This window comes from Microbacterium galbum, from assembly GCF_032464915.1.
GTDB classification, from domain to species: Bacteria; Actinomycetota; Actinomycetes; order Actinomycetales; family Microbacteriaceae; genus Microbacterium; species Microbacterium galbum.
This window is the reverse complement of sequence record NZ_JAWDIS010000001.1, coordinates 613,024-636,790: the sequence shown is the minus strand read 5'-3', so window position 1 is coordinate 636,790 and position 23,767 is coordinate 613,024. Positions and strand designations below refer to the sequence as shown.

Annotated in this window: 18 protein-coding genes; 15 read left to right on the top strand and 3 right to left on the bottom strand. The window is 72.5% G+C overall.

The window, feature by feature from the left end; translation table 11 throughout:
• Complete coding sequence (gene sucD / locus RWH45_RS03005; RefSeq protein ID WP_315993434.1) at window positions 1-903, top strand: succinate--CoA ligase subunit alpha; 903 nt, start codon at window positions 1-3, stop codon at window positions 901-903.
• Window positions 904-1,275: 372 nt separating this feature from the next.
• Here sucD and RWH45_RS03000 read toward each other — a convergent pair whose 3' ends face one another.
• The gene (locus tag RWH45_RS03000; protein WP_315993433.1) at window positions 1,276-2,727 is read right to left on the bottom strand and encodes an NCS2 family permease; all 1,452 of its coding nucleotides are present in this window, start codon (window positions 2,725-2,727) and stop codon (window positions 1,276-1,278) included.
• Window positions 2,728-2,803: 76 nt separating this feature from the next.
• On the opposite strand from RWH45_RS03000, the gene RWH45_RS02995 reads away from it, so the two are divergent.
• The 10 genes from RWH45_RS02995 (at window position 2,804) to RWH45_RS02950 (ending at window position 15,303) form a co-directional block, all read left to right on the top strand.
• Window positions 2,804-3,241, top strand: a complete 438-nt coding sequence (locus RWH45_RS02995; RefSeq protein WP_076674042.1) for a nitroreductase family deazaflavin-dependent oxidoreductase — start codon at window positions 2,804-2,806, stop codon at window positions 3,239-3,241.
• A 315-nt stretch (window positions 3,242-3,556) separates the two neighbouring features.
• Window positions 3,557-6,136, top strand: a complete 2,580-nt coding sequence (gene nirB, locus RWH45_RS02990; RefSeq protein ID WP_315993432.1) for a nitrite reductase large subunit NirB — start codon at window positions 3,557-3,559, stop codon at window positions 6,134-6,136.
• Window positions 6,133-6,666, top strand: coding sequence for a nitrite reductase small subunit NirD (nirD, locus tag RWH45_RS02985; protein WP_315993431.1), 534 nt, complete (start codon window positions 6,133-6,135; stop codon window positions 6,664-6,666). Before nirB ends, nirD begins: the two co-directional genes overlap by 4 nt.
• The gene (cobA, locus tag RWH45_RS02980) at window positions 6,663-7,922 is read left to right on the top strand and encodes a uroporphyrinogen-III C-methyltransferase (protein WP_315993430.1); all 1,260 of its coding nucleotides are present in this window, start codon (window positions 6,663-6,665) and stop codon (window positions 7,920-7,922) included. The genes nirD and cobA overlap by 4 nt, the downstream gene beginning before the upstream one ends.
• Window positions 7,919-9,058: a uroporphyrinogen-III synthase gene (locus RWH45_RS02975; protein ID WP_315993429.1), complete on the top strand. Its 1,140-nt coding sequence runs from the start codon at window positions 7,919-7,921 to the stop codon at window positions 9,056-9,058. The genes cobA and RWH45_RS02975 overlap by 4 nt, the downstream gene beginning before the upstream one ends.
• Window positions 9,055-9,960 carry a sirohydrochlorin chelatase gene (locus tag RWH45_RS02970; protein ID WP_315993428.1) on the top strand — a complete coding sequence of 302 codons (906 nt, stop codon included), beginning with the start codon at window positions 9,055-9,057 and terminating at the stop codon, window positions 9,958-9,960. The genes RWH45_RS02975 and RWH45_RS02970 overlap by 4 nt, the downstream gene beginning before the upstream one ends.
• A 40-nt stretch (window positions 9,961-10,000) precedes the next feature.
• Window positions 10,001-11,491, top strand: a complete 1,491-nt coding sequence (locus tag RWH45_RS02965; protein ID WP_315993427.1) for a cell division protein PerM — start codon at window positions 10,001-10,003, stop codon at window positions 11,489-11,491.
• A 139-nt stretch (window positions 11,492-11,630) separates the two neighbouring features.
• On the top strand, window positions 11,631-12,230 hold the full coding sequence (gene purN / locus RWH45_RS02960) for a phosphoribosylglycinamide formyltransferase (protein WP_315993426.1): 600 nt from the start codon (window positions 11,631-11,633) through the stop codon (window positions 12,228-12,230).
• Between the two features lie 62 nt (window positions 12,231-12,292).
• Entirely contained in the window at window positions 12,293-13,903 is a 1,611-nt protein-coding gene (gene purH, locus RWH45_RS02955; RefSeq protein WP_315993425.1) for a bifunctional phosphoribosylaminoimidazolecarboxamide formyltransferase/IMP cyclohydrolase, read from the top strand.
• A 419-nt stretch (window positions 13,904-14,322) separates the two neighbouring features.
• On the top strand, window positions 14,323-15,303 hold the full coding sequence (locus RWH45_RS02950; RefSeq protein WP_437127318.1) for a DMT family transporter: 981 nt from the start codon (window positions 14,323-14,325) through the stop codon (window positions 15,301-15,303).
• On the opposite strand, the gene RWH45_RS02945 is transcribed toward RWH45_RS02950, so the two are convergent.
• Both RWH45_RS02945 and RWH45_RS02940 read right to left on the bottom strand, forming a co-directional pair.
• The gene (locus RWH45_RS02945; protein WP_315993424.1) at window positions 15,284-15,799 is read right to left on the bottom strand and encodes a DUF1697 domain-containing protein; all 516 of its coding nucleotides are present in this window, start codon (window positions 15,797-15,799) and stop codon (window positions 15,284-15,286) included. The two genes, RWH45_RS02950 and RWH45_RS02945, sit on opposite strands and share 20 nt — an antisense overlap.
• Window positions 15,800-15,863: 64 nt before the next feature.
• The gene (locus RWH45_RS02940) at window positions 15,864-17,291 is read right to left on the bottom strand and encodes a dihydrolipoyl dehydrogenase family protein (RefSeq protein ID WP_315993423.1); all 1,428 of its coding nucleotides are present in this window, start codon (window positions 17,289-17,291) and stop codon (window positions 15,864-15,866) included.
• A 287-nt stretch (window positions 17,292-17,578) separates the two neighbouring features.
• Here RWH45_RS02940 and RWH45_RS02935 point away from each other — a divergent pair, with 287 nt between their 5' ends.
• The 4 genes from RWH45_RS02935 to RWH45_RS02920 all read left to right on the top strand — a co-directional run bounded on the left by RWH45_RS02935 (window position 17,579) and on the right by RWH45_RS02920 (window position 23,706).
• Entirely contained in the window at window positions 17,579-19,192 is a 1,614-nt protein-coding gene (locus RWH45_RS02935) for a DNA-3-methyladenine glycosylase 2 family protein (RefSeq protein WP_315993422.1), read from the top strand.
• Window positions 19,189-19,686: a methylated-DNA--[protein]-cysteine S-methyltransferase gene (locus RWH45_RS02930; RefSeq protein WP_315993421.1), complete on the top strand. Its 498-nt coding sequence runs from the start codon at window positions 19,189-19,191 to the stop codon at window positions 19,684-19,686. The genes RWH45_RS02935 and RWH45_RS02930 overlap by 4 nt, the downstream gene beginning before the upstream one ends.
• Window positions 19,687-19,972: 286 nt before the next feature.
• Complete coding sequence (locus RWH45_RS02925) at window positions 19,973-21,892, top strand: ABC transporter ATP-binding protein (RefSeq protein ID WP_315993420.1); 1,920 nt, start codon at window positions 19,973-19,975, stop codon at window positions 21,890-21,892.
• Window positions 21,889-23,706: an ABC transporter ATP-binding protein gene (locus RWH45_RS02920; RefSeq protein ID WP_315993419.1), complete on the top strand. Its 1,818-nt coding sequence runs from the start codon at window positions 21,889-21,891 to the stop codon at window positions 23,704-23,706. Before RWH45_RS02925 ends, RWH45_RS02920 begins: the two co-directional genes overlap by 4 nt.
• Window positions 23,707-23,767 lie beyond the last annotated feature (61 nt).

Sequence of the window (23,767 nt, the reverse complement as noted above, 5' to 3'; positions counted from 1 at the left end):
ATGTCGATCTACCTCAACAAGGACTCCAAGGTCATCGTCCAGGGCATCACCGGCGGTGAGGGCACCAAGCACACCGCCCTCATGCTCAAGGCCGGCACCCAGGTCGTCGGTGGCGTGAACGCCCGCAAGGCCGGCACCACGGTCTCGCACAAGGACGCCTCCGGCAACGACGTCGAGCTCCCCGTCTTCGCCTCGGTCGAAGAGGCCATGCGCGAGACCGGCGCCGACGTGTCGATCGCGTTCGTGCCCCCGGCCTTCACGAAGGACGCGATGGTCGAGGCCATCGACGCCGAGATCCCCCTCCTCGTCGTGATCACCGAGGGCGTGCCCGTCGGCGACACCGCCGAGGCGTGGGCCTACGCGAAGTCGAAGGGCGAGAAGACCCGCATCATCGGCCCGAACTGCCCCGGCATCATCACGCCCGGTGAGGCGCTCGTGGGCATCACGCCCGCGAACATCACCGGCAAGGGCCCCATCGGCCTCGTGTCGAAGTCGGGCACCCTGACCTACCAGATGATGTTCGAGCTGCGCGACCTCGGCTTCTCGACCGCCATCGGCATCGGTGGCGACCCGGTCATCGGCACGACGCACATCGACGCCCTCGCGGCGTTCGAGGCCGACCCCGAGACCAAGGCCATCGTCATGATCGGTGAGATCGGTGGAGACGCCGAAGAGCGCGCCGCCGACTTCATCAAGGCCAACGTCACCAAGCCGGTCGTCGGCTACGTCGCCGGCTTCACCGCTCCCGAGGGAAAGACCATGGGCCACGCCGGCGCCATCGTCTCCGGCTCGGCCGGTACCGCCCAGGCGAAGAAGGAGGCCCTCGAGGCCGCCGGCGTCAAGGTCGGCAAGACGCCGTCCGAGACCGCGTCGCTGATGCGCGAGATCATCGAAGCGCTCTGACGTTTCGCCCGAAGGGGCCCGGATGCCACGGCATCCGGGCCCTTTCGTGTTCCCGGGGGCTGGCGGCGGCGCGGCTATCCGCGCCGAAGCTGCGCGAGGTCGCACGATCGGGCCGAGTGCACACGTCGCGGGGCTGTCCGATCGTGCGACGTCGTGCCGGACGTGTGATCTCGGCGGATTCTGCGGAGCGCGTCCCGGTCACACGCCGGTGCGGTTGCGGCTCAGCGCGGCGCGAGATCGCACGATCGGCGCGAGAGCACAGGTCGGGGGGCGACCGAAGCGGGTGGTCTCGCGCGGAACGTGTGATGTGGGTGGGCGCACGGGAAATAGGCCCGGATGCTGTGGCATCCGGGCCCCCACACAGCGCCAGGCTCAGCCCAGCAGCGCCTCGACCGGACCACGCGCGAAGAAGATCACGAAGCCGGCGGCGACGATCCACAACAGCGGGCTCACACGGCGGGCGCGGCCCGACAGCGCCTGGATGAGGACCCAGCTGACGAAGCCCGCACCGATGCCGTTGGCGATCGAGTAGGTCAGGGGCATGACCGTCACGGTCAGGAAGACCGGGATGAGCACCGACATGTCGCTGAGGTCGACGTGGCGGATCTGCGCCATCATCAGCGCGCCGACGATCACCAGCGCTGCGGCGGCGATCTCGGTGGGAACGATGCTCGTCAGCGGAGTGAAGAACATCGCGAGCAGGAAGAGCCCGCCCGTGACGACGTTGGCGAGGCCCGTGCGGGCGCCCTCGCCGATGCCGGAGCCCGACTCGATGAAGACGGTGTTCGACGACGAGGAGGTCGCCCCACCCGCCACGGCCCCGATGCCTTCGATCACCAGCGCGGAGCGCAGGCGCGGGAAGGTGCCGTCGGGGGCGGCGAGGCCCGCCTCGCGCGAGAGGCCGGTCATCGTGCCCATGGCGTCGAAGAAGTTGGTGAAAACGAGGGTGAAGACGAGCATCAGGGCCGCGAGGGCGCCGATGCGGCCGAAGGATCCGGCGAGGTCGACCTGTCCCACGAGCGACAGGTCGGGCAGGCTCACCCACTGCGACGGCAGCGTCGGCACGCTCAGACCCCAGCCGCCGGGGTTGCCGTCTGCCTTCGCGCCGAGGCCCATGACGGCCTCGACGATCACCGCGATGACAGTGCCCGAGAGCAGGCCGATCAGCAGCGCGGCCTTGACCTTGCGCACCAGCAGCACGGCGGTGATGACGAGGGTCAGCACGAACAGGGCCGTCGGGATCGTGGCGATCGAGCCGCCCACGCCCAGGCCGACCGGGGGAGAGTTGAGCCCGGTCGAGGTGACGAGGCCGCTGTCGACGAAGCCGATGAAGGCGATGAAGAGGCCGATGCCGACGGTGATCGCGGTCTTCAGCGCCAGCGGGACGGCCTCGAAGATCATGCGGCGCAGGCCCGTGACCGCCAGCAGCACGATGATGAGGCCGTTGATGACGACCAGGCCCATCGCCTCGGGCCAGGTGACCTCGCCGACGATGCCGACGGCGAGGAACGAGTTGATGCCGAGGCCCGCGGCGAAGGCGAAGGGCAGACGGGTGACGAGCCCGAAGAGCATGGTCATCACGCCCGCGGTGAGGGCGGTGACCGCGGCGACCTGCGGGAAGCCGAGGGCGTTGCCGGAGACGTCGGGGGTGCCCGACAGGATGATCGGGTTCAGGATGACGATGTACGCCATCGTCACGAACGTGACGACGCCACCGCGCACCTCCGCGCTCACGGTCGAGCCGCGGGCGGTGATCTCGAAGAAGCGGTCGAGGCCGTTCTTCGGTGCGGGGGTGGCCGTGGTCTCGGGAGCGGAAGCGCTCATGAAGGCTCCAGGAAACGGGAGAGAAACAGGGGAGGGTGAGGACCGGAGGGGAAGACGCCGACGTATCGTGGGAGACATGTCGCTCTCAGGAGAGTATCTGCCCAGCACCAGCGAATGGGCCCGCCAGCAGGCCGAGACGTTCGAGGCCTCGGGAGGCCAGGAATCCGCCGAACTGCGGGGCGTACCCATCATCGTCCTCACCACCGTCGGCGCCAAAACGGGCGGCCTGCGCAAGACCGCCCTCATGCGCGTCGAGCACGACGGAAAGTACGCGGTCGTGGCATCCAAGGGTGGGGCACCCGAGCATCCCGCGTGGTTCTACAACCTCGTGAAGAACCCGCGCGTCGCCCTCCAGGACGGCGACGTGAAGAAGGAGTACGACGCGCACCAGGCCGAGGGTGCCGAGCGCGAGGAGTGGTGGGGCTACGCGACGGAGGTCTGGCCCGACTACGACGAGTACCAGAAGAAGACGGAGCGGCGCATCGAGCTGTTCGTGCTGGAGCCTGTCGACTGACGCGGCGTCCCTTGGCGGGCGTTGAGTGTCCAAGACACCCGGACGTCGCGAAAATTCGTCCGGGGTGTTTTGGACACTCAACGGGTGAGAAGCGCGACAGCGCGCCGGGCACGGAAGAGCGGGACGGATGCCGGCGGCCAAACCTCACACGAGCGCCACCGCCGCGTGAGGGAAACGTTCGCCCGGGGTAACGCCGGGGCGAGGGCGGGGGAAACCTCGGCTGCTTAGCGTCGGGGCATGGCCCGCTCGAACCCCGCAACCGGAACGAAACACGGCGCTGACGCGTCGGCAAAGTCCGCCGCGTACCGTGACGGCATGCTCCACCCCGCTCCATCCGGATCCGTCGTGGTCGTGGGTGCCGGGATGGTGGCCCACCGCTTCGTCGAGAGCCTCACCAGCCGCGACACCGACGGCCGCTGGTCGATCACGGTGCTCGGCGACGAAGCCCGCGGGCCCTACGACCGGGTCGGACTGACCGGCGTCTTCAGCGGCAGGACCCCCGATGACCTCGCGCTCGATCCCGTGGTGCTCGCTCACGAGCGGGTGCGCGTCGAGACCGACGCCCGCGTCACCAGAATCGACCGCGCGGCGCGCACCGTCACCACCGCGGGCGGCTCCACGCACGCCTACGACCGCCTCGTCCTGGCCACCGGCTCCTACGCCGCACGCCTCGCGCTCGACGGCTTCGACCACCGGGGCTGCTTCGTCTACCGCACCCTCGACGACGTCGCCGGCATGCGCGCGTGGGTCGCGCAGCGCTCTGCGCAGCTCGGCCGGCCCCTGCGCGGTGCCGTCGTCGGCGGCGGTCTGCTCGGACTCGAGGCAGCGGGAGCGCTTCAGGCCGAGGGCGTCTCGCCGTTCGTGCTCCAGTCGAACGAGCGCCTCATGTCGGCGCAGCTCGACCTCGGCGGCGCGAAGGCGCTGCAGCGGCTCATCGAGGCGCGCGGCATCGAGGTGCGCACGCGGGCGGTGACGACCCGGGTGGATGCCGACAAGTCCGGCGCCGTGTGCGGCCTCGAGCTGCGCGACGGCACGTGGGAGGCCGTCGACATCGTCGTCTTCACGGTCGGCGTGCGCCCCCGTGACGAGCTCGCGCGCACCGCGGACCTCGCCGTCGACGCGCGCGGCGGTGTCGTGATCGACGGGGGCTGCGATACGTCGGACCCGGCGATCATGGCCATCGGCGAGGTCGCGAGCTTCGACGGTCAGTGCATCGGTCTCGTCGCTCCGGGCTACGCGATGGCGGAGGTCGCCGCGACCCGCCTGCTCGGCGGGGAGGCCGCGTTCGACGGCTTCGACACCTCGGCCAAACTCAAGCTCTCGGGCGTCGAGGTCGCCAGCTTCGGCGACGCGTTCGCCGAGACGCCGAACGCCCTCGACGTCACCTACGCCGATCCGGTGTCGGGCGTGTACAAGAAGCTCGTGTTGAGCGACGACGCACAGACTCTGCTCGGTGGCATCCTCGTCGGCGACGCCTCGGCATACACCTCACTGCGTCCGCTCGTCGGTCGCGCGCTGGGCGGAGACCCGGCCGCGTACCTCATGCCGAGCGACCTCGCGCCGGCCCCGCAGGGCGACCTCCCCGACGACGCGATCGTCTGCTCGTGCAACGGCGTCACGGCCGGCACCGTCCGCGGCGCGGTGACCGAACACCAGTGCGCGGATGCCGCCGAGGTCAAGGCCTGCACCAAGGCCGGGGCGGCGTGCGGTTCGTGCTTCGCGCTGGTGAAGAAGCTCGTGGCGACCGAGCTCGCGGCATCCGGAAAAGAGGTCTCGAACGGCCTGTGCGAGCACTTCTCGTTCACGCGGGCGCAACTCTTCGACGCCGTGCGCGTGTCGGGGCTCAAGACCTTCACGGCCATCGTCGAGCGTTTCGGAACGGGACGCGGCTGCGACATCTGCAAGCCGGCGCTCGCGAGCATCCTCGCCAGCCTCTACTCGGAACACGTGCTCGCCGGCGAGCTCGCGACGATGCAGGACACCAACGACCACGTCATGGCGAACATCCAGCGCGACGGCAGCTACAGCGTCGTGCCGCGCATCCCGGGAGGCGAGATCACCCCCGAGGGGCTCGTCGTGATCGGCGAGGTCGCACGCGACTTCGGGCTGTACACGAAGATCACCGGGGGCCAGCGCATCGACCTGTTCGGCGCCCGCCTCGATCAGTTGCCCGACATCTGGAAGCGCCTCGTCGACGCCGGTTTCGAGTCGGGCCACGCCTACGGCAAGTCGCTGCGCACGGTGAAGTCGTGCGTCGGCTCGACCTGGTGCCGCTACGGCGTGCAGGACTCGGTCGGCATGGCCGTGCAGCTCGAGCTGCGCTACCGGGGCCTGCGCTCGCCGCACAAGCTGAAGTTCGGCGTCTCGGGCTGCGCGCGCGAGTGCGCCGAGGCCCGCGGGAAGGACATCGGGGTCATCGCGACCGAGGCGGGCTGGAACCTCTACGTCGGCGGCAACGGCGGCTTCACGCCCCGCCACGCGGTTCTCTTCGCCGAGGGTCTCGACGACGAGGGACTCCTGCGCGCGATCGACAGGTTCCTCATGTTCTACATCCGCACCGCCGACCGGCTGCAGCGCACCGCTCCCTGGGCCGCCGAATACGAGGGCGGCCTCGACGCGCTCAAGGCCGTCGTCTTCGACGACTCCCTCGGCATCGCCGAGGATCTCGACCGCGCCATGGCCTCCCACATCGACGCCTACGAAGACGAGTGGGCCGCGACCCTCGCCGACCCCGAGAAGCTCACGCGCTTCCAGAGCTTCGTGAACGCCCCCGAGGTCGCCGACCCCTCGCTCGCCTACGTCGCCGAGCGCGGCCAGGCCCGCCCCGCCACCGACGAGGAGCGCGCGTCGGGCGCCGTGTTCATCGGCGGAACGACGCTGGCGGTGCGGCCATGACGACGTCGCAGGCGATGACGATGGATGCCGAGACCCCGGCCGCGACGCCGAGCCCCGCGCCCGCCGCCCCCGGCGTGACGGCCCCCGCCGCCGCCGCGTCGGCGACGACCGCAGGACCCGGCGACGACGCGAGCGCGACGCCCGCGGCCGACGCCCCGCACGGGTGGACCCGCATCTGCCGCGTCGACGACCTCCTGGTCGAGCGCGGGGCGGCCGCTCTCGTCGACGGGCACCAGATCGCGCTGTTCCGCACCTACGACGGCCGCCTCTTCACCACCGACCAGATCGACCCGTTCAGCGGGGCGGCCGTCCTCTCGCGGGGGATCGTCGGCGATCGCGCGGGCGTGCCCACCGTGGCATCCCCGATGTACAAGCAGGTGTTCGACCTGCGCACCGGCCAGTGCCTCGACACGCAGGGCAAGGAGCCGCTGAGCGTCCGGGTCCACCCGGTCGCGGTGACCGACGGCGTCGTGTTCGTCAAGCTCGCCCCCGCGGCTGATGCCGCCGGCGCAGGAAAGGACCCCCGATGATCGCTCTCGCAGGACTCGACCTCACCGACCGGCTCGTCGTGTGCGTCGGCGCAGGCTCCGTCGCCGAGAAGCGCATCGCGCGGCTCCGCGCCGCCGGTGCCCGCGTGCGCCTGGTCGCGCCGGTCGCCACCGCGGGGCTCACCGCGCTCGCCGGCGCCGGCGACATCGAGTGGCACGAGCGCGCCTTCGAACCCCGCGACCTCGACGACGCCTGGTTCTGCCACACCGCCACCGGCTCGGCATCCGTCGACGCGTCCGTCGTCGCCGCGGCGGAGGCCCGCCGGGTGTGGTGCGTCAACGCCGGGCACGGGGGCAGGGGTACTGCGCGCCTCGCCGCCGAGACCACGAGCGGCGACGTCATGGTCGGCGTCGTCTCGACAGCGGGCGCCGACCCGCGCCGCACCGTCGCGGTCCGCGACGCCATCGCCCAGCGCCTCGCCGAAGGCGCCCTTCCGCTCCGCCGCCGACGTCGCCCGCTCGTGGGGAGCGTGGCGCTCGTCGGCGGCGGCCCCGGCCCGATCGACCTGATGACCGTCCGCGCTCGCGCTCTGCTCGCCGAGGCCGACGTCGTCGTGCACGACCGCCTCGGCCCCACCGGCGTGCTCGCCGAGCTCGGCGACGACGTCGAACTGATCGACGTGGGCAAGCGCCCGCAGCACCACCCGGTGCCGCAGGAAGAGATCAACGCCCTGATCGTGGACCGCGCCGCGAAGGGCTTGCGCGTCGTCCGGCTCAAAGGCGGCGACCCGTTCGTCTACGGACGCGGCGGCGAAGAGGTCCTGGCGTGCCGCGAAGCCGGCATCCCGGTCGAGGTCGTCCCCGGCATCTCGAGCTCGATCGCCGTGCCGTCGGCGGCCGGGATCCCCGTGACGCACCGCGGCGTGGCCGGTACCCTTCACGTCGTGAACGGTCAGGAGACGCCGAGCGAGGCCACCCTCGCGGCCCTCCGCGACGACTCGGCCACGGTCGTCGCGCTGATGGGCGTCAGCGCCCTGCCGCGCTTCGTCGCGGCGGCCCGGGCCGCGGGGGCCCCCGCGGACCGCCCCGTCGCGTTCGTCGAGAACGGACACACGCCCGCGCAGCGGACGATCCGCACGACGCTCGCAACGGCGATCCAGGATGCCGATATCCACCGCCTCGCGAACCCCGCGGTCCTGGTGTTCGGCGAGGTCGCCCGACCCGACCTGCTGCTCCCGGCCGTGGAGCCCGCTGCGGCCGCGGCTTCGGCCGGGGCGCGCGGGGAAGGCATCGGGTGACGACACCCGCGCGGACGATCAGCACGGTGCTCCAGGGCTGCACCGTGCTGCTTCCCGTCGATCGCCGGTCGGGGGAGCTGTCGGCCGCGCTCGAGCGCCACGGCGCGCGCGTCCGCGTCGCGCCGGCGTTGACGATCGTGCCGCACGTCGACGACGAGCACCTCATCGCCCAGACGCGGCGCCTTGTCACCGACCCGCCCGACGTGGTCGTCGCCACGACCGGGGTCGGGTTCCGCGGATGGATGGAGACCGCTGACGAAGCGGGCCTGCACGACGAGCTCAGCGCCGTGATGGACCGGGCGCGCATCGTCGCCCGCGGCCCGAAGGCGCGCGGGGCGATCCAGCAGGCGGGCTTCGACGCCGACTGGGTCGCCGAGAGCGAGACCTCGGCGGAGCTGCGGGACTTCCTCGTCGCCGAGGGCGTGCAGGGTCTGCACGTCGCCGTGCAGCACCACGGCTCGGGAGCCGACGGCCTCGACGAGGCCGTCGAGGCGGCGGGCGCCCGCGTCACGAGCCTGACGATCTACCGGTGGGGGCCACCCCCCGACCCCGAGGTCGTCGCCGCCTCCACCCGTCAGGTCGCGCGCGGCGAGATCGACGCCGTGCTGTTCACCTCGGCACCCGCGGCTCGCGAGTGGGTCCTGGCCGCCGACCGCGCCGACGCCCTGGCGGGGGTCGCCGCCCGCACCGCCGACGGTCGCGTGCTCGTCGCCGCGGTCGGCCCGATCACCGCCGGACCGCTGCGCGACGTCGGCATCGACCCGCTCGTCCCCGATCGCGGGCGCCTGGGCGCTCTCGTCCGGGCCGTCGTAACGCACTACGGCGGCCCCGACGCGGCCGTGCTGCGCACGAGCGCCGGGCGGCTCGGCATCCGCTCGACGGGCATCGTGCTCGAGGGCGTCTTCACCGCCCTGCCGCGGACCGGCGTCGAGATCCTGCGGGCGCTCGCCCGACACCCCGGAGCGGTCGTCTCGCGCGCCGACCTGATCGCCGCGCTGCCGACCGCCGACGCGAGCGGACACGCCGTCGAGGTCGCCGTGGCGCGCACCCGCGAGGCGCTCGGGGGGATCGACCTCATCCGCACGGTGTACAAGCGCGGATACCGGCTCGACATCGTCGACGAGGAGGACGCATGACCGCGGTGCTCATCGCCTGCGCACACGGCACGAGGTTCGAAGAGGGACGCGTCGTCGTGCGCGAACTGCTCGAGGTGCTGCGGGCGACCGCCCCCGCGGGCGTCGAGGTGCACGAGGCCTACGTCGATGTGCACGGGCCGTACGTCACGGACGTGGTGGCCGCCGCGCGCGAGCGGACCGACGACATCGTCATCGTGCCGCTGCTGCTCTCGACGGGGTATCACACCGAGGTCGACCTCGTGGAAGCCGCCGACGGCCTCCCCGTCGCTCCCGCGCTGGGGCCGCACCCCGTGCTGGCCGAGATCCTCGTCGATCGCGTCCAGGCGACGGGCGCGGGACCGGACGACACCGTCGTGCTCGCCGCTGCGGGGTCGACGCGCCCCGGTGCGGTCGTCGATGTCGAGCGCATGGCCGGGTTGATGCGCGCAGCCGGCATCGCCGGCCCCGTCGTGACGGCCTACGCCGCCGCCTCGGAGCCCCGGATTCCGGATGCCGTGCACGCGGCGCGCGCGGAAGGGCGGCGCACGGTGGCCGCGAGCTACGTGCTGGCGCCCGGGCACTTCTCACGCGTGATCGAGAAGGCGGAGGCCGACCTGACCTCGGCACCGATCGGCGCGGATCCGCGCCTGGCCACGGTGGTGTGGGAGCGGTGGGCGGCCGCGCGCGGCGCGGTGCGCGAGCCCGACGCCGCCGACGCGGCTGCGCCTGTCGAAGCCTCCGATCGTGCGGTGGCGTCACGGGCGGAGGTGGCGGCGCCCGTCGAAGCCCCCGGCGGTGCGGTGGGTCCGGACCCTTCGACGGGCTCAGGGTCCTCGGTGGGTGTTGGGCCCTCCGCCGGCACGCCCCGCGGCGCGCGCGCACGCCTGCTTGCGCTGTTCTCGCGCGCTCGCCGCCGCGCCTGAGCGGCGCTCCGGGGCAGCGCGGGTAGGGTCGCAGTCGCCCATGCATCGCCTCCTCGTCGCCCTCTTGGCCGCCCTCGACGCCGTCCTGGCCGCCGCGGGCGGCATCGCCGTCGTGCTCGCCCCCCTCACCCTGCTGTGGGTCTTCGGACTGGGCGCCCCCGACTGGGGAGCGCTGTGGCCGACGTCGGCGGCCGTGTGGCATCTCGGGCACCTCGTCCCGGTGACGGTGACGCTGCCCGACGCGTATCTGGCCGCCACCGGCATCGATCCGTCGTTCGCGACCTTCACCCTCTCTCTCGCCCCGTTGGCGTTCGCCGCCTTCACCGCCCTCTTCGCCGCCCGCTCGGGCGTGCGCGCCGGTGAGGCGGGCGCCGCCGTCACCGGCTGGCTGTCGGGCTCCCTGGTGTTCGCCGGGCTGGCGAGCCTCGTCGCCCTCACCTCGAACGCCGACCTCGTGGCATCCGAGACGTGGCTGGCGATCCTGCTGCCGGCGCTGCTCTTCCTCGTCCCGTCGTTCATCGGCGCGGTCGTCGGTGCCTGGCGCGTGGGCGACGACGGTCCGGTCGAGGCCGTCCGCGATCGGATCGAACGGATGCCGGCCGCTTGGGCGCCCGTGCCCGGACTCGTGCTGCGCGGACTCGCCCTCACCACGCTGGGCCTCGTCGCCGTCGGCGGCGTCGTCGTGGTCGCGGGTCTCATCACGCGCTCGACCCAGGTGATCGGGCTCTACCAGGCCAGCAACGCCGACGGCATCGGCGCGACCGTCATCGCACTCGGCCAGCTCGTGTACCTGCCGACCCTCCTGCTGTGGGCGGTCGCCTTCACCGCCGGACCGGGGTTCGCCCTGGGCACCGACACCGCCGTCACGCCCGCCGCGACGCAGGTCGGCGCGCTCCCCGGCATCCCGGTGCTGGGCGCGGTGCCCGACTCCACGTCGTCGTGGCTGCTGCTGCTCGTGCTGCTGCCGGTGGGGGTCGGCGCGCTGACCGGGTGGATCCTGCGATCGCGGATGCCGTCGAGCGTCGAGCCCGAACCACTCGCGCCGCGTCTCGTCGTCGCTCTCGCCGTCGCCGCGTTGACCGGCGGGGTCGGCGCCCTCGCCGCTCTGTCCTCCGCCGGGGCCATCGGACCCGGTCGGCTCGCCGACACGGGACCGCAGCCGGGGCCGCTCGCCCTCGCCCTCGGGATCGAGGTGCTGGTGGGCCTCGCCATCCTGCTGCTGAGCCCGCGCTTCGGTGCCCGCCCCGACGACGCCGACGTCTTCGCCCCGCACCGCGACGAGGCCCCCGCGTTCTCGTTCGCGCCGCGCGATCGAACGCCCTTCGACCGCGACGAGCACGCCACCGGTCCCGCCCCGGCCGTGTCCGCTCCCGGGACGGGCATCGCGCACGACGTGTGGCCGAGCTCCTACCGCGGACCCGACGACTCCGACCCGTCCGCCGCCGGCCCGTCCACCGCCGGCGACGACGAGGTGCGGGCACGCATCCGTGCCGCCTGGGCCGAGTCGAACGACGACGAGCCCCGGCGCTGAGCCGGACCCCGCGCGCGAGCACGCCGATCCGGCTCCGGGGGAGGAGCCGCGGGCTCCGCTTCCGGAGCGCAGCGCGCGCTCCTGAGCCTCCCGCCGCCCCGCTCGGCGCGCTCCGGCGCACCTGCGTAGACTGACCTCCGTGCTCACGGTCGCCGTCCTCATCTCCGGCACCGGCTCCAACCTCCGCGCCCTGCTCGAGGCGGCCTCCGCCCCCGACTTCCCGGCGCGCGTGGTCGCGGTCGGTGCCGATCGCGAGGCCGAGGGCTTCGCGCACGCCGAGCACTTCGGCATCCCCACCTTCCTTGTGCCCTTCCGCTCGTTCGCCACGCGCGAGGAGTGGGGCGCGGAGCTCGGGGAGCAGCTGTCGGTGTGGAACCCCGACCTCGTCGTGCTCAGCGGCATGATGCGCCTGCTGCCGGCCGACCTCGTCGCCGCGTGGGAGCCGCGCATCATCAACACCCACCCCGCGTATCTGCCCGAGTTCCCGGGCGCGCACGGTGTGCGCGACGCGCTCGCCGCGGGCGTCGGCCAGACGGGGGCGAGCGTCATCGTCGTCGACTCGGGTGTCGACACCGGTCCGATCCTCGCCCAGGAGCGCATCCCCGTCCTCCCCGGCGACGACGAGGACACCCTGCACGAGCGCATCAAGCCCGTCGAGCGGCGTCTGCTGATCGACGTGGTGCGACGCATCGCCGAGGGCGAGCTCGACCTCGCCGACTCGGCATCCCGAACCGCCTGACCGTGCGGCGGGTGCTCGCCCGCCGCGATCGAACCCGACTCGAGACACAGGAGCCGAACGCCATGGCCGGACCCCGACACGACCCCGCCGACTACCGTCCCCGCGACGTCGTCCCGATCCGCCGCGCGCTGGTGTCGGTGAGCGACAAGACCGGCCTGCTCGCCCTCGGCGAGGCCCTCGCCGCCGCCGGCGTCGAGATCGTCTCCACCGGCGGCTCGGCCACGCTGCTGCGCGAGGCCGGATACGACGTCACCGACGTGTCGGCCGTCACCGGCTTCCCGGAGTCGCTCGACGGGCGCGTGAAGACGCTGCACCCGAACGTCCACGCGGGCCTGCTCGCCGACCTGCGTCTCGCGTCGCACGAGGCGCAGCTCGAGGACCTCGGTATCCGTCCCTTCGAGCTCGTCGTGGTCAACCTCTACCCGTTCGTCGAGACCGTGGCATCCGGTGCCGAGGGCGACGACGTCGTGGAGCAGATCGACATCGGCGGCCCCGCCATGGTGCGCGCCTCGGCGAAGAACCACGCCAACGTCGCCATCGTCGTCTCGCCCGAGTCGTACCCCGCGATCATCGACGCGCTGCAGGCGCAGGGCGGGACCACTCTCGTGCAGCGCCGCGAGCTCGCCGCGCGGGCCTTCTCGCACACCGCCGCGTACGACACCGCGGTGTCGACCTGGTTCGCCGAGGGCACCCTCGGCGACGACATCGATCTGCCCGCGCACCTCACGATCCAGGCCGAGCGCCTGTCGACCCTGCGTTACGGCGAGAACTCGCACCAGCGCGCCGCGATCTACACGCGCGTCGGCGGACACGGCATCGCTCAGGCCACGCAGCTGCAGGGCAAGGAGATGTCGTACAACAACTACGTCGACGCCGACGCGGCCCTTCGCGCGGCCTTCGACATGGTCAAGCCCGCGGTGGCGATCATCAAGCACGCCAACCCCTGCGGTATCGCGGTTGCGGCGCCCAACGCCCTCGACCCGATCGCGTCGGCGCACCTGCGCGCGCACGAGTGCGACCCCGTCTCGGCGTTCGGCGGCGTGATCGCGGCGAATCGCACCGTGACGCTGAAGATGGCCGAGAACCTGCGCGACATCTTCACCGAGGTCATCATCGCCCCCGACTTCGAGCCCGAAGCGCTCGAGGTGTTCAAGCTGAAGAAGAACCTGCGCGTGCTGCAGCTGCCCACCGACTGGCAGCAGGAGCGCATGGATGTGCGCCTGGTCTCGGGCGGACTGCTGCTGCAGGACGCCGACCGCTTCCCCGACGACATCGAGTCGGTCGCGAAGAACTGGGAGCTCGTCTCGGGCGAGCGACCTGCCGAGGCCGACATGGAGAGCCTGATCTTCGCGTGGAAGTCGTGCCGCGCGGTGAAGTCCAACGCGATCGTGCTCGCACAGGCCTCGGCCACGGTCGGCATCGGCATGGGCCAGGTCAACCGTGTCGACTCGTGCCGTCTCGCCGTCGAGCGTGCGGGCGACCGCGCTCGCGGTTCGATCGCGGCATCCGATGCGTTCTTCCCCTTCGCCGACGGCCCGCAGGTGCTGATCGACGCGGGCATCTCGGCGATCATCCAGCCCGGTGGATCGGTGCGGGATGCCGAGGTCGTCGACGCCGCGCGCGCCGCCGGGGTGACCATGTTCTTCACGGGGGAGCGTCACTTCTTCCACTGACCTCCGGTCGTCGTTCGACGCCGTCGCAGCTCCGGTTGCGGCGGCGTCGTCGCGTGTGCGGGGCGTGCTCCGTCGTGGCGGTGCGGGTGCGGGTGTGGGCCGCGTGGCGGTGGTGCGGGTGTGGGCTGGGTGGGGGCGTGTTCTTTCGTTCGGGGCGGAAGGTACCCGCCCCGAACGCGCGATGACGCCCCGAACCGGCTCGGCCGCCTTCCGCGGCGCGTGCGCCCCGGACGCCCGCGCGCCCGTCGAACCGGCTCGGCCGCCTTCCGCGGCGCGTGCGCCCCGGACACCCGCGCGCGTCGAACCGGCTCGGTCGCCCTCGGCGGGGCGCGGCACGAGGTCGGGGCGGGAGGCGATGGATGCCACGCGACGGCGAGTGGACCGCGCGATGCGCGGCACCCGGCCAGCAGAGTGGGCGGATGCAGAGAGCGTCCGGTTCCGTGGTGCGCGGGGGCCCCGTGACGGGTGGCCTCATGCGGGGTGGGCTCGTGTGGGGTGGTCTCGGCGTGCTCGCCTTCTCGTTCACGGTCATCTTCACCCGCATCGCGGTCGCGCAGTTCGATCCGCTCTTCGTGGGCGCGGGGCGGGCCGTGGTGGCCGCGGCGATCGCGGGGATCGCGCTCGTCGCGACGCGGTCACGGCTCCCGTCACCCCGCCAGGCTGCGCGGCTCGCGATCGTGGGCGGGGGAGTGGTGCTGGGGTTTCCGCTGCTCACCTCGTTCGCCTTGACCACGGCACCGGCGAGCCACGGCGCCGTCGTGATCGCCGTGCTCCCCGCCGCCACCGCGGTGGCCGCGGTCATCCGCACGCGAGAGTCGCCGGGGCGGGCGTTCTGGATCGCGGCGGTGGTCGGGGCCGTCGTCGCCGTGACCTTCGCCCTGGCGGGGGGTGCCGGTGGCGTGCACGCCTCCGACCTGCTGCTGCTCGGAGCGGTCGTCGCCGCCGCCATCGGCTACGCCGAGGGTGGGGTGCTCTCTCGCGAGCTCGGCGCCTGGCAGACGATCTCGTGGGCCCTGGTGCTGTCGAGCCCGGTCATGGTGGCCCTCACCGCCGTCTCCGCGATGCGCACGCCGATCATGGCGGACCCGGCCGCGTGGGGCTCGTTCGCCTACCTCGCCGTGGTCAGCATGTTCCTCGGATTCGTCGCCTGGTACCGCGGGCTCGCCATCGGACCGATGGCCCGCGTCAGCCAACTCCAGCTCGTTCAACCGGTGCTCTCCCTCGCCTGGGCGGCTCTGCTGCTCGGGGAGCAGCTGACCGCCGCCACCGTCGTAGGGGGACTCGCCGTGATCGCGTGCGCGGCGATCGCCGTGACGGTCCGTCAGCGATCGACGGCTCGAGCGAGCGCGCCGACTCGGGGCGCGACGGATGCCGCCGCGTTCACGCGCTCATCTCGATGAGCTTCGCGACGGTGTTGTTGTTGCGCGCGGTACCGACGACGCCGAGACGTCTCTCGAACCACCCGGCCTGCAGCTTCGATCCGCCGATCCCCTCCGGGTAGCGCACGAAAACCTCACGGCCGTCGACCACCGCCTCTTCGGGAACGCCCTGCGGCAGCTCGAGCGTCGTCGTCGCCTCGCCGTCGAGGAACACGGTCTGCACCCATCGCCCCTCGGCCGCATCGGCCCAGGGGTTGCGCGCCCGGGCGTCGACGAGTTCGCGGTGCGTGCGCACGAGCACGGGCAGATCGAAGCCGAAGGCGTCTCGGACGGTGTCGCGGATCACCGCCGCGAGATCGTCGGCGGCGCGGCCGTCGTCGTCGAGCACGAGGTTGCCGGCGACCTGCAGCGTGTCGACGTCTCCGAAGCCGGCGGATGCCAGCGCCTCGCGCAGCGCGGGCATCTTCAGGGCCGTGGGGCCACCGACCCCGCGGATCAGCGCCACGACGCGCGACATGGCGCGGCCCTCCTCCATCGAGCGGTCGGTTCGAAGGGGGCCGACGACAGCACCGCGCCGTGTCTCACGCCGAGTCGCGACCCAACGTCTCGAGCAGGCGCAGCCAGACCTCGCTCACCGTCGGGTACGACGGCACCGCGTGCCAGAGGCGCTTCACGGGGACCTCGCCCACCACGGCGATCGTCGCGGAATGCAGCAGCTCGGCGATGTCGGGGCCGACGAAGGTCGCCCCCACGAGCACGCCGCGATCGGTGTCGACGATCGCGCGGGCCTTGCCGACGTAGGCGTCGGACTGCTCGCTCGAGCCCGCGACGCTGGCCAGGTCGTAGTCGAGCACCGTGACGTTGAGGCCCCTGTCTTCCGCCTTCGCGGCGGTGAGACCGACGGATGCCACCTCGGGATCGGTGAACGTGACCTGGGGCACGGCGTCGTGGTCGGCGGTGGCGACGTGAGCGCCCCACGGGGCGTCGTCGACCTCGTCGCCCTTCGCGCGTGCGGCGATGACGTCGCCCGCGGCCCGCGCCTGGTACTTGCCCTGGTGGGTGAGGAGCGCGCGGTGGTTGACGTCTCCGACCGCGTACAGCCAGTCCGAGCCCCGCACGCGGAGGGTGTCGTCGACGTCGAGCCACTCGCCCGGGACGAGTCCGACGGCCTCCACTCCCAGGTCGTCGGTGCGGGGGACGCGTCCGGTCGCCACGAGCACCTCGTCGGCGGTGACGGTCGTGCCGTCGGACAGCTCGAGCACGACGCGGCCGTCGTCGTCGCGGCGCGCCGACGCGGCATCCGCCCCCGTCTTGACGGTCGCTCCGCGGTCGCGGAGGGAGGATGCGACGAGCTCGCCGGCGAACGGCTCGTTTCCGCCCAGCAATCCGGAGCGCGCGATGATGGTGACCTGCGCGCCGAGGCTCTGGAACGCGGTGGCCATCTCGGCACCGACGACGCCACCGCCGATGATGGCGAGCGAGCCGGGGATCCGTTCGACGGCGGTCGCTTCGCGGCTCGTCCAGGGCGACACGTCGGCGAGGCCGGGGATGTCGGGGAGGAGCGCGGCGGAACCCGTGCACACGGCGACCGCGTGCCGAGCGACGAGATCGGTCGTGGTGCCGTCGGCGGCGGTGACGCGCACCGTCTTCTCGCCCGTGAGCCGCCCGTGTCCGCGGACGAGGTCGATGCCGGCGCCCTGCAGCCACTGCACCTGACCCGAGTCGTCCCAGTTGCTCGTCATCGTGTCGCGGCGTCGCAGAACAGCGGCCACGTCGAGCTCGCCCGTGACCGCCTGCTTCGCGCCGTCGACGTCACGTGCGGCGCGGAGGGCCGCGCCGCTGCGCAGGAGTGCCTTCGACGGCATGCATGCCCAGTAGGAGCACTCGCCGCCGACGAGCTCGGACTCCACGATGGCGGCGGTGAGACCGGCCTGCACGGCGCGGTCGGCCACGTTCTCGCCCACGGGGCCCGCGCCGATGACGATCAGGTCGTATTCGCGTTCGCTCATCCCCTCACGCTAGCGACGGGCACCGACATCGGGGAGGGGTTGCGGCGACGGCCTCGTCGCTGGATGGCCCCGGGGCCGGCGCGGCCGCCCCGGCGTCACTTCCGTCGCCCCGGGGGGAGTCGGGCGCGCCGAGTCGGGGCGCAGGGTGGCCCCAGGGCCACCTCCGTCGCCCCGGGGCCACCTGCGCACCTGTCGCCACCCCGTCTCCGCCCGCGCTTTCGCGGCCGCCCACGGCCGTGTCCGATTTCCGCCAGCCGATGTCGGAGGTCGATGGCAGGGTGGATGCCATGACCCCCACCACCGCCGACGCGCCGGGCTTCACCGAGCGCTACCGCGTGATCCAGTCGCGCGACCGGCGCTTCGACGGGCAGTTCGTCACGGCCGTGCGATCGACGGGCATCTACTGCCGTCCGAGCTGTCCGGCGCGCACCCCGAACGAAGAGAACGTCACCTTCTACGCCACCTCCGCCGCAGCGCACGAGGCGGGCTATCGCGCGTGCAAGAGGTGTCTGCCCGAGGCCGCCCCGGGTTCGCCCCTGTGGGACGTACGCGGAGACGTCGTGGCCCGCGCCATGCGCCTCATCGCCGACGGAGTGGTCGACCGCGAGGGCGTCCCGGGCCTCGCCCGCCGCCTGGGGTATTCGTCGCGTCACCTGACGCGACTCCTCGCCGCCGAGCTCGGTGCGGGTCCGCTCGCCCTCGCGCGAGCCCATCGCGCCCACACCGCACGGGCCCTCCTCGTGGGCACCGACCTGTCGTCGGCCGACGTGGCCTTCTCGGCCGGATTCTCGAGCGTCCGTCAATTCACCGAGACCATCGGCGAGGTGTTCGGGATGACGCCCAGCGCCCTGCGCGCGCGCCGTTCGGCGACCGCGCGCGCCGAGGCGGCGGCGGGCGAGATCGATCTGGCGCTTCCGGTACGCGGGCCCATCGACACGGTCGGGCTCTTCGGATGGATGCGGGCGCACGCGATCCCGGGTGTCGAGGTCGGCGACGACCGCTCGTTCGCACGGGTGGTGCGCCTTCCCGGTGGCCCCGCGTGGTTCGAGGTGCGCCGCGCCGACGACAAGCTGCGCCTGCGCGCGCGGCTGAGCGCGCTCGCCGATCTCGGCACGCTCATCGCACGGGTCAGGCGACTGTTCGATCTCGATGCCGACCCGCGCGCGATCGACGACGCCCTCGCGCGGCATCCCGAACTCGCTCCCGCCGTCGCCGCGATCCCCGGTGTCCGGGTGCCGGGGGCGATGGATGCCGACGAGATGCTGTTACGCGCCATGATCGGCCAGCAGATCAGCGTCGCCTCGGCCCGCACCATGCAGGGGCGACTCGCCGCCGAGCTGGGTGAGTCCGCGAGCGTGGCGCCCGAGCCGATGACGCTGTTCCCCCCGCCGGCAGTGATCGCCGAACGCGGACTCGAGGTGCTGCGGGGGCCGGCCGCGCGCATGCGCGCGATCGTCGAGGCCGCCGCAGCTTTGGCCGACGGCTCACTCGAGATCGGACCCGGCGACGACGGCGCCGAGCAGCGGGAGCGGCTCCTCGCCCGGCGGGGGATCGGCCCGTGGACCGCCGACTACGTGCGCATGCGTGTCCTCGGCGACCCCGACGTGCTGCTCCCCGGAGACGTCGCAGCGCGCGCCGGTGCCGCGCAGCTCGGTCTGCCGTCCGATCCCGCCGGGTTCACCGCCTGGTCGCAGCGCCTGGCTCCGTGGCGCAGCTATGCGATGGCGCACTACTGGTACGCCGCCCCGGTGACCCAGGCCTGGCGCTCGCCCGCCCCCGCGGCACCCGCCGCCCCAGCGGCACCCGCGGCACCCGCCGCCTCGGCCGCGGCGCGGCCCACCCCCGCATCCCGCCCCGCACCGATCCCCGCCCCCGACGCAGAAAGCGAGACCCCCGCATGACCACGGCCACCCTGCAGTTCGTCGACACCCCCGACGGCCCCTTCGCGATCCTCGCAGACGCCGCCGATCGCGTGATCGTGTCGGGATGGACCGACGACCGCGACGCCGTCCTCGCCCGCCTGCGGCCCGACCGCCGTCCCGACCTCGTGTCCCCGGGCGAGACCGCCGCGGCCGTGGCGGTCCGCGCCTACTACGCGGGCGATGTCGCGGCGATCGACGACGTCGAGGTCGCGCAGCACGGTACGGCCCTCCAGCTCGCCGGGTGGCAGGGCCTGCGCCGTATCGCGCCCGGTTCCCCGCTGACCTACACCGGGTTCGCCGCGGCGCTGGGCTCGCCCACCGCGGTGCGGGCCGCGGCATCCGTCTGCGCCCGCAATGCGGTCGCCCTGTTCGTCCCGTGCCACCGCGTTCTGCGGGGAGACGGGACGATGGGCGGATTCGCGTGGGGCACCGCGGTCAAGCAGAGCCTCCTCGCGCGCGAAGCGGCGGCCTGAGCGGCGAAGACACCCTTGCCTTCAGCGTTCTCACAGGGATACTCTGGAGGGCTGTCGTTCCCCCGGCGATGGCTTCACCAGATCAAGGAGGATGCCATGGACCAGATCGACGCCCCCGTCGCCCCGGCCGCCGCGTTCTCCGTCGCCGCGCGTCCCGGCCGACGCTCCTAGGGCCCGCGTCCGCGCTCCGGCGCTCGCGCTTCCGCCCTGACCGACGAAACCCGTCGCGCCCTCGGCTTCCCTGTCCGCGCCCGATCCCGGCGCCCGCTTCGACCCCCTGAGGATCATGACCACCTCGACGACTCCGAAACGTCTCTCCACGCCGCGCGCGCTCGCGCGGTTGCTGCCCATCGCGCGGCCGGTGCTGCCGCGCCTCATCGCGGGCGCCGTCACGGCGCTCATCGCGAGCCTCCTCGCCCTCGCCATCCCGCTCGTCCTCGAGCAGATCGTCGCGGGCCCCATCGCCTCCCTCGACCCCGCCGCGCTCGTGGGGGGCTCGCTCGCCGTGCTCGCGCTCGGCCTCGCCGAGGCGGCGATGGTGTGGCTGCGTCGGTGGTTCGTGCTCGCGCCGGCGACCAAGGTCGAATACGACCTGCGCCAGTCGTTCTACTCGCGCCTGCAGCGGCTGCCCGTCGCCTTCCACGACCGGTGGCAGTCGGGGCAGCTCCTCTCCCGCATGATGCAGGACATCAGCATGCTGCGCCGGTGGCTCGCCTTCGGTGTCATCCTGCTCGTCGTCAACATGCTGACGATCGCGATCGGCGCGATCCTGCTCTTCCGCTGGCACTGGCTGCTCGGAGCACTGTTCCTCGTCACCTCGGCCCCGGTGATCTACGTCGGCTTCCGGTTCGAGAAGCGGTACGGCGCCCTCACCCGTCAGAGCCAGGATCAGGCGGGCGATCTCGCGACCTCCGTCGAAGAGAGCGTCCACGGCATCCGCGTGCTCAAGGCCTTCGGCCGCGGAAAGCACGCGCTGCAGAAGTTCACCCGCCAGGCGGAGTCGCTGCGTGAGACCGAGATCGACAAGGCCCGCGCGGTCGGCTGGATCTGGTTCTGGCTCGTGCTGCTGCCCGACATCGCCTTCGCCGTCTGCCTCGGCGCGGGGATCGTGCTGGCGCAACTCGAGCAGCTGCAGGTCGCCGAGCTCGTGGCCTTCTTCGCCATGGCCACCGTGCTGCGCTGGCCGATGGAGTCGATCGGCTTCCTCTTCTCGTTCCTGCTCGACGCGCGCACCGCGACCGACCGCATCTTCGAGGTGTTCGACGAGCAGAACACGATCGTCGACCCGGAGAACCCGCGTTCGATCGCCGCACCGCGCGGCGAGCTCACCTTCGAGGGCGCCCACTTCCGCTATCAGGATGCCGCCGGCACCGAGCCCGATCTGCTCGACGGGATCGATCTGACGCTGCGCCCGGGCGAGACGATGGCCCTCGTGGGCCTGACCGGCTCCGGCAAGACCACGCTCACGACCCTGCCGGGCCGGCTCTACGACGTCACGGGCGGACGCGTGCTGCTCGACGGCGTCGACGTGCGCGAGCTGTCGCTCGCCGAGCTGCGGCGCCACGTCGGCATGGCCTTCGAAGACGCGACCCTGTTCTCGCAGACGGTGCGCGACAACGTCCTCCTCGGGCGCGAAGACCTCGTCCCGGGCTCGCCCGAGGCGGAGGAGATCCTGCGCGAAGCCCTGCAGGTCGCTCAGGCCCAGTTCGTGCACGACCTGCCCGACGGTGTCGACACCGTCATCGGCGAGGAGGGGCTCAGCCTCTCGGGCGGCCAGCGTCAGCGTCTCGCCCTTGCGCGAGCGGTCGCCGCCCGCCCCGCCGTCCTCGTGCTCGACGATCCGCTGTCGGCGCTCGACGTCGACACCGAGGCCCTCGTCGAAGACGCCCTGCGCGAGGTCCTCAGCGAGACGACGGCCCTGGTCGTCGCCCACCGGCCCTCGACGGTCACCCTGGCCGATCGCGTCGCGCTGCTGGAGAACGGGCGCGTCACGGCGGTCGGCACCCATTCCGAGCTGCTGCGCGAGAGCGAGCACTACCGCTACGTCATCTCGAGCCTCGAAGAAGCCGAGCGCGAGGCGCGGACGGGAGCCATCTCGATCATCGCTCCCGACGAGGACTTCGCGGACACCGACGGGCGCCGGGCCACGGCATCCGAAGACGCCCCCACCGACGACGCCCTCACCGAGAAGGAGGCGACCCGATGAGCACCGCGACCGTGTCCGGGACCAGCGGCGAAGACCGCTCCGACTACACGCGCGCCGAGAGCAAGGCCATCCGGCAGCGCTCCCTCCGCCTGCTCGGATCGCTCGTGTCACCGCTGCGGTGGCAGCTCGTGCTGGCTGCGGCCGTGCTCGTCGTCTCGACGGCACTGCGTGTGGCCGGTCCCGCGCTGATCGCCTACGGCATCGACAACGCGCTCCCCGCCGTCATCGAGCGCAGCGACTGGATGCCGACCTACGGCGTGGTCGGCGTGTACCTGCTCGCGGGCATCGGCGGTGCCGTGCTGATCGGCTGGTACGTGGTCGTCGCCGCGCGTCTGACGCAGGCGATCATGCTCGACCTGCGCAAGCGCATCTTCCTGCACACGCAGAAGCTCAGCCTCGAATTCCACGAGTCGTACACCTCCGGCCGCATCATCTCGCGTCAGACGAGCGACCTCGACACCATCCGCGAGCTGCTCGACGGCGGACTGAACGAGCTGGTGTCGGGGGTGCTCTACGGCCTGTTCACCCTCGCCGCGCTCTTCCTCATCGACTGGCAGTCGGGGCTGATCCTCACCGTCATGGGCATCCCGATGTACCTGCTCATGCGCTGGTTCTACACGCGCTCGCAGGTCATCTACCGGGAGTCGCGCGTCATCAGTGCGCAGGTCATCGTCAAGTTCGTCGAGACCATGACGGGTATCCGCGCCGTGAAGGCGTTCCGCAAGGAACCCCGCAACGACGCCGAGTTCGGCGCGCTCGCCGCGGATTACCGCGACGTCAACATGCGCTCGATCCGTCTGTTCGGAACGTTCGAGCCGGGGATCATGGCGGTCGCCGCCGTCTCGGTGGCCGTCGTGCTGCTGTGGGGCGGCGGTCGCGTCATCGCCGGTCCGCTCGAGATCGGCGTACTGACGGCCGCCGTGCTGTACGTGCGCAACTTCTTCTCGCCCCTGCAGGAGGTCGCGTTCTTCCTGAACTCCTACCAGTCCGCCACCGCGGCCCTGGAGAAGGTGTCGGGCGTCCTCGAGGAGGAGCCGACGGTTCCCGACCCGACCGACCCCGTCGACCTGTGGAGTGCCCGCGGGCACGTCCGCTTCGACGAGGTCACCTTCGGCTACACCGAGGGTCGGGTCATCCTGCCGAACTTCACGCTCGACATCCCCGCGGGGCAGACGATCGCCCTCGTCGGCACCACCGGCGCCGGCAAGACGACGCTCGCGAAGCTCATCTCGCGCTTCTACGACCCGACGCAGGGTGCCGTCACCCTCGACGAGGTCGATCTGCGTCGCCTGCATCCGAAGGATCTCCGCCGCGCGATCGTCATGGTCACCCAGGAGGCGTACCTCTTCAGCGGAACGGTCGCCGACAACATCGCGCTCGGCAAGCCCGACGCCACGATGGACGAGATCCGCGCCGCCGCCCGTGCGGTGGGCGCCGACGGCTTCATCTCGAAGCTGCCCGACGGCTACGACACCGACGTGAACAAGCGCGGCGGTCGGGTCTCGGCGGGCCAGCGTCAGCTGATCTCCTTCGCGCGCGCCTTCCTCGCCGACCCCGCGGTGCTGATCCTCGACGAGGCGACGGCGTCGCTCGACATCCCGAGCGAGCGTCTCATCCAGGATGCGCTGCAGACGTTGCTGGCCGACCGCACGGCGATCATCATCGCCCACCGCCTGTCGACGGTCGCGATCGCCGACCGCGTGCTGGTGATGGAGCACGGTCGCATCATCGAGGACGACACCCCCGCCGCCCTCATCGCCGGGACGGGCAAGTTCGCGCAGCTGCACGCGGCCTGGCGGGAGTCGCTCGTCTGACCCCGGGCGCCGAGAACATCGGATGCCACGCCCCCCCGCCTGACGCGGGGCGCGTGGCATC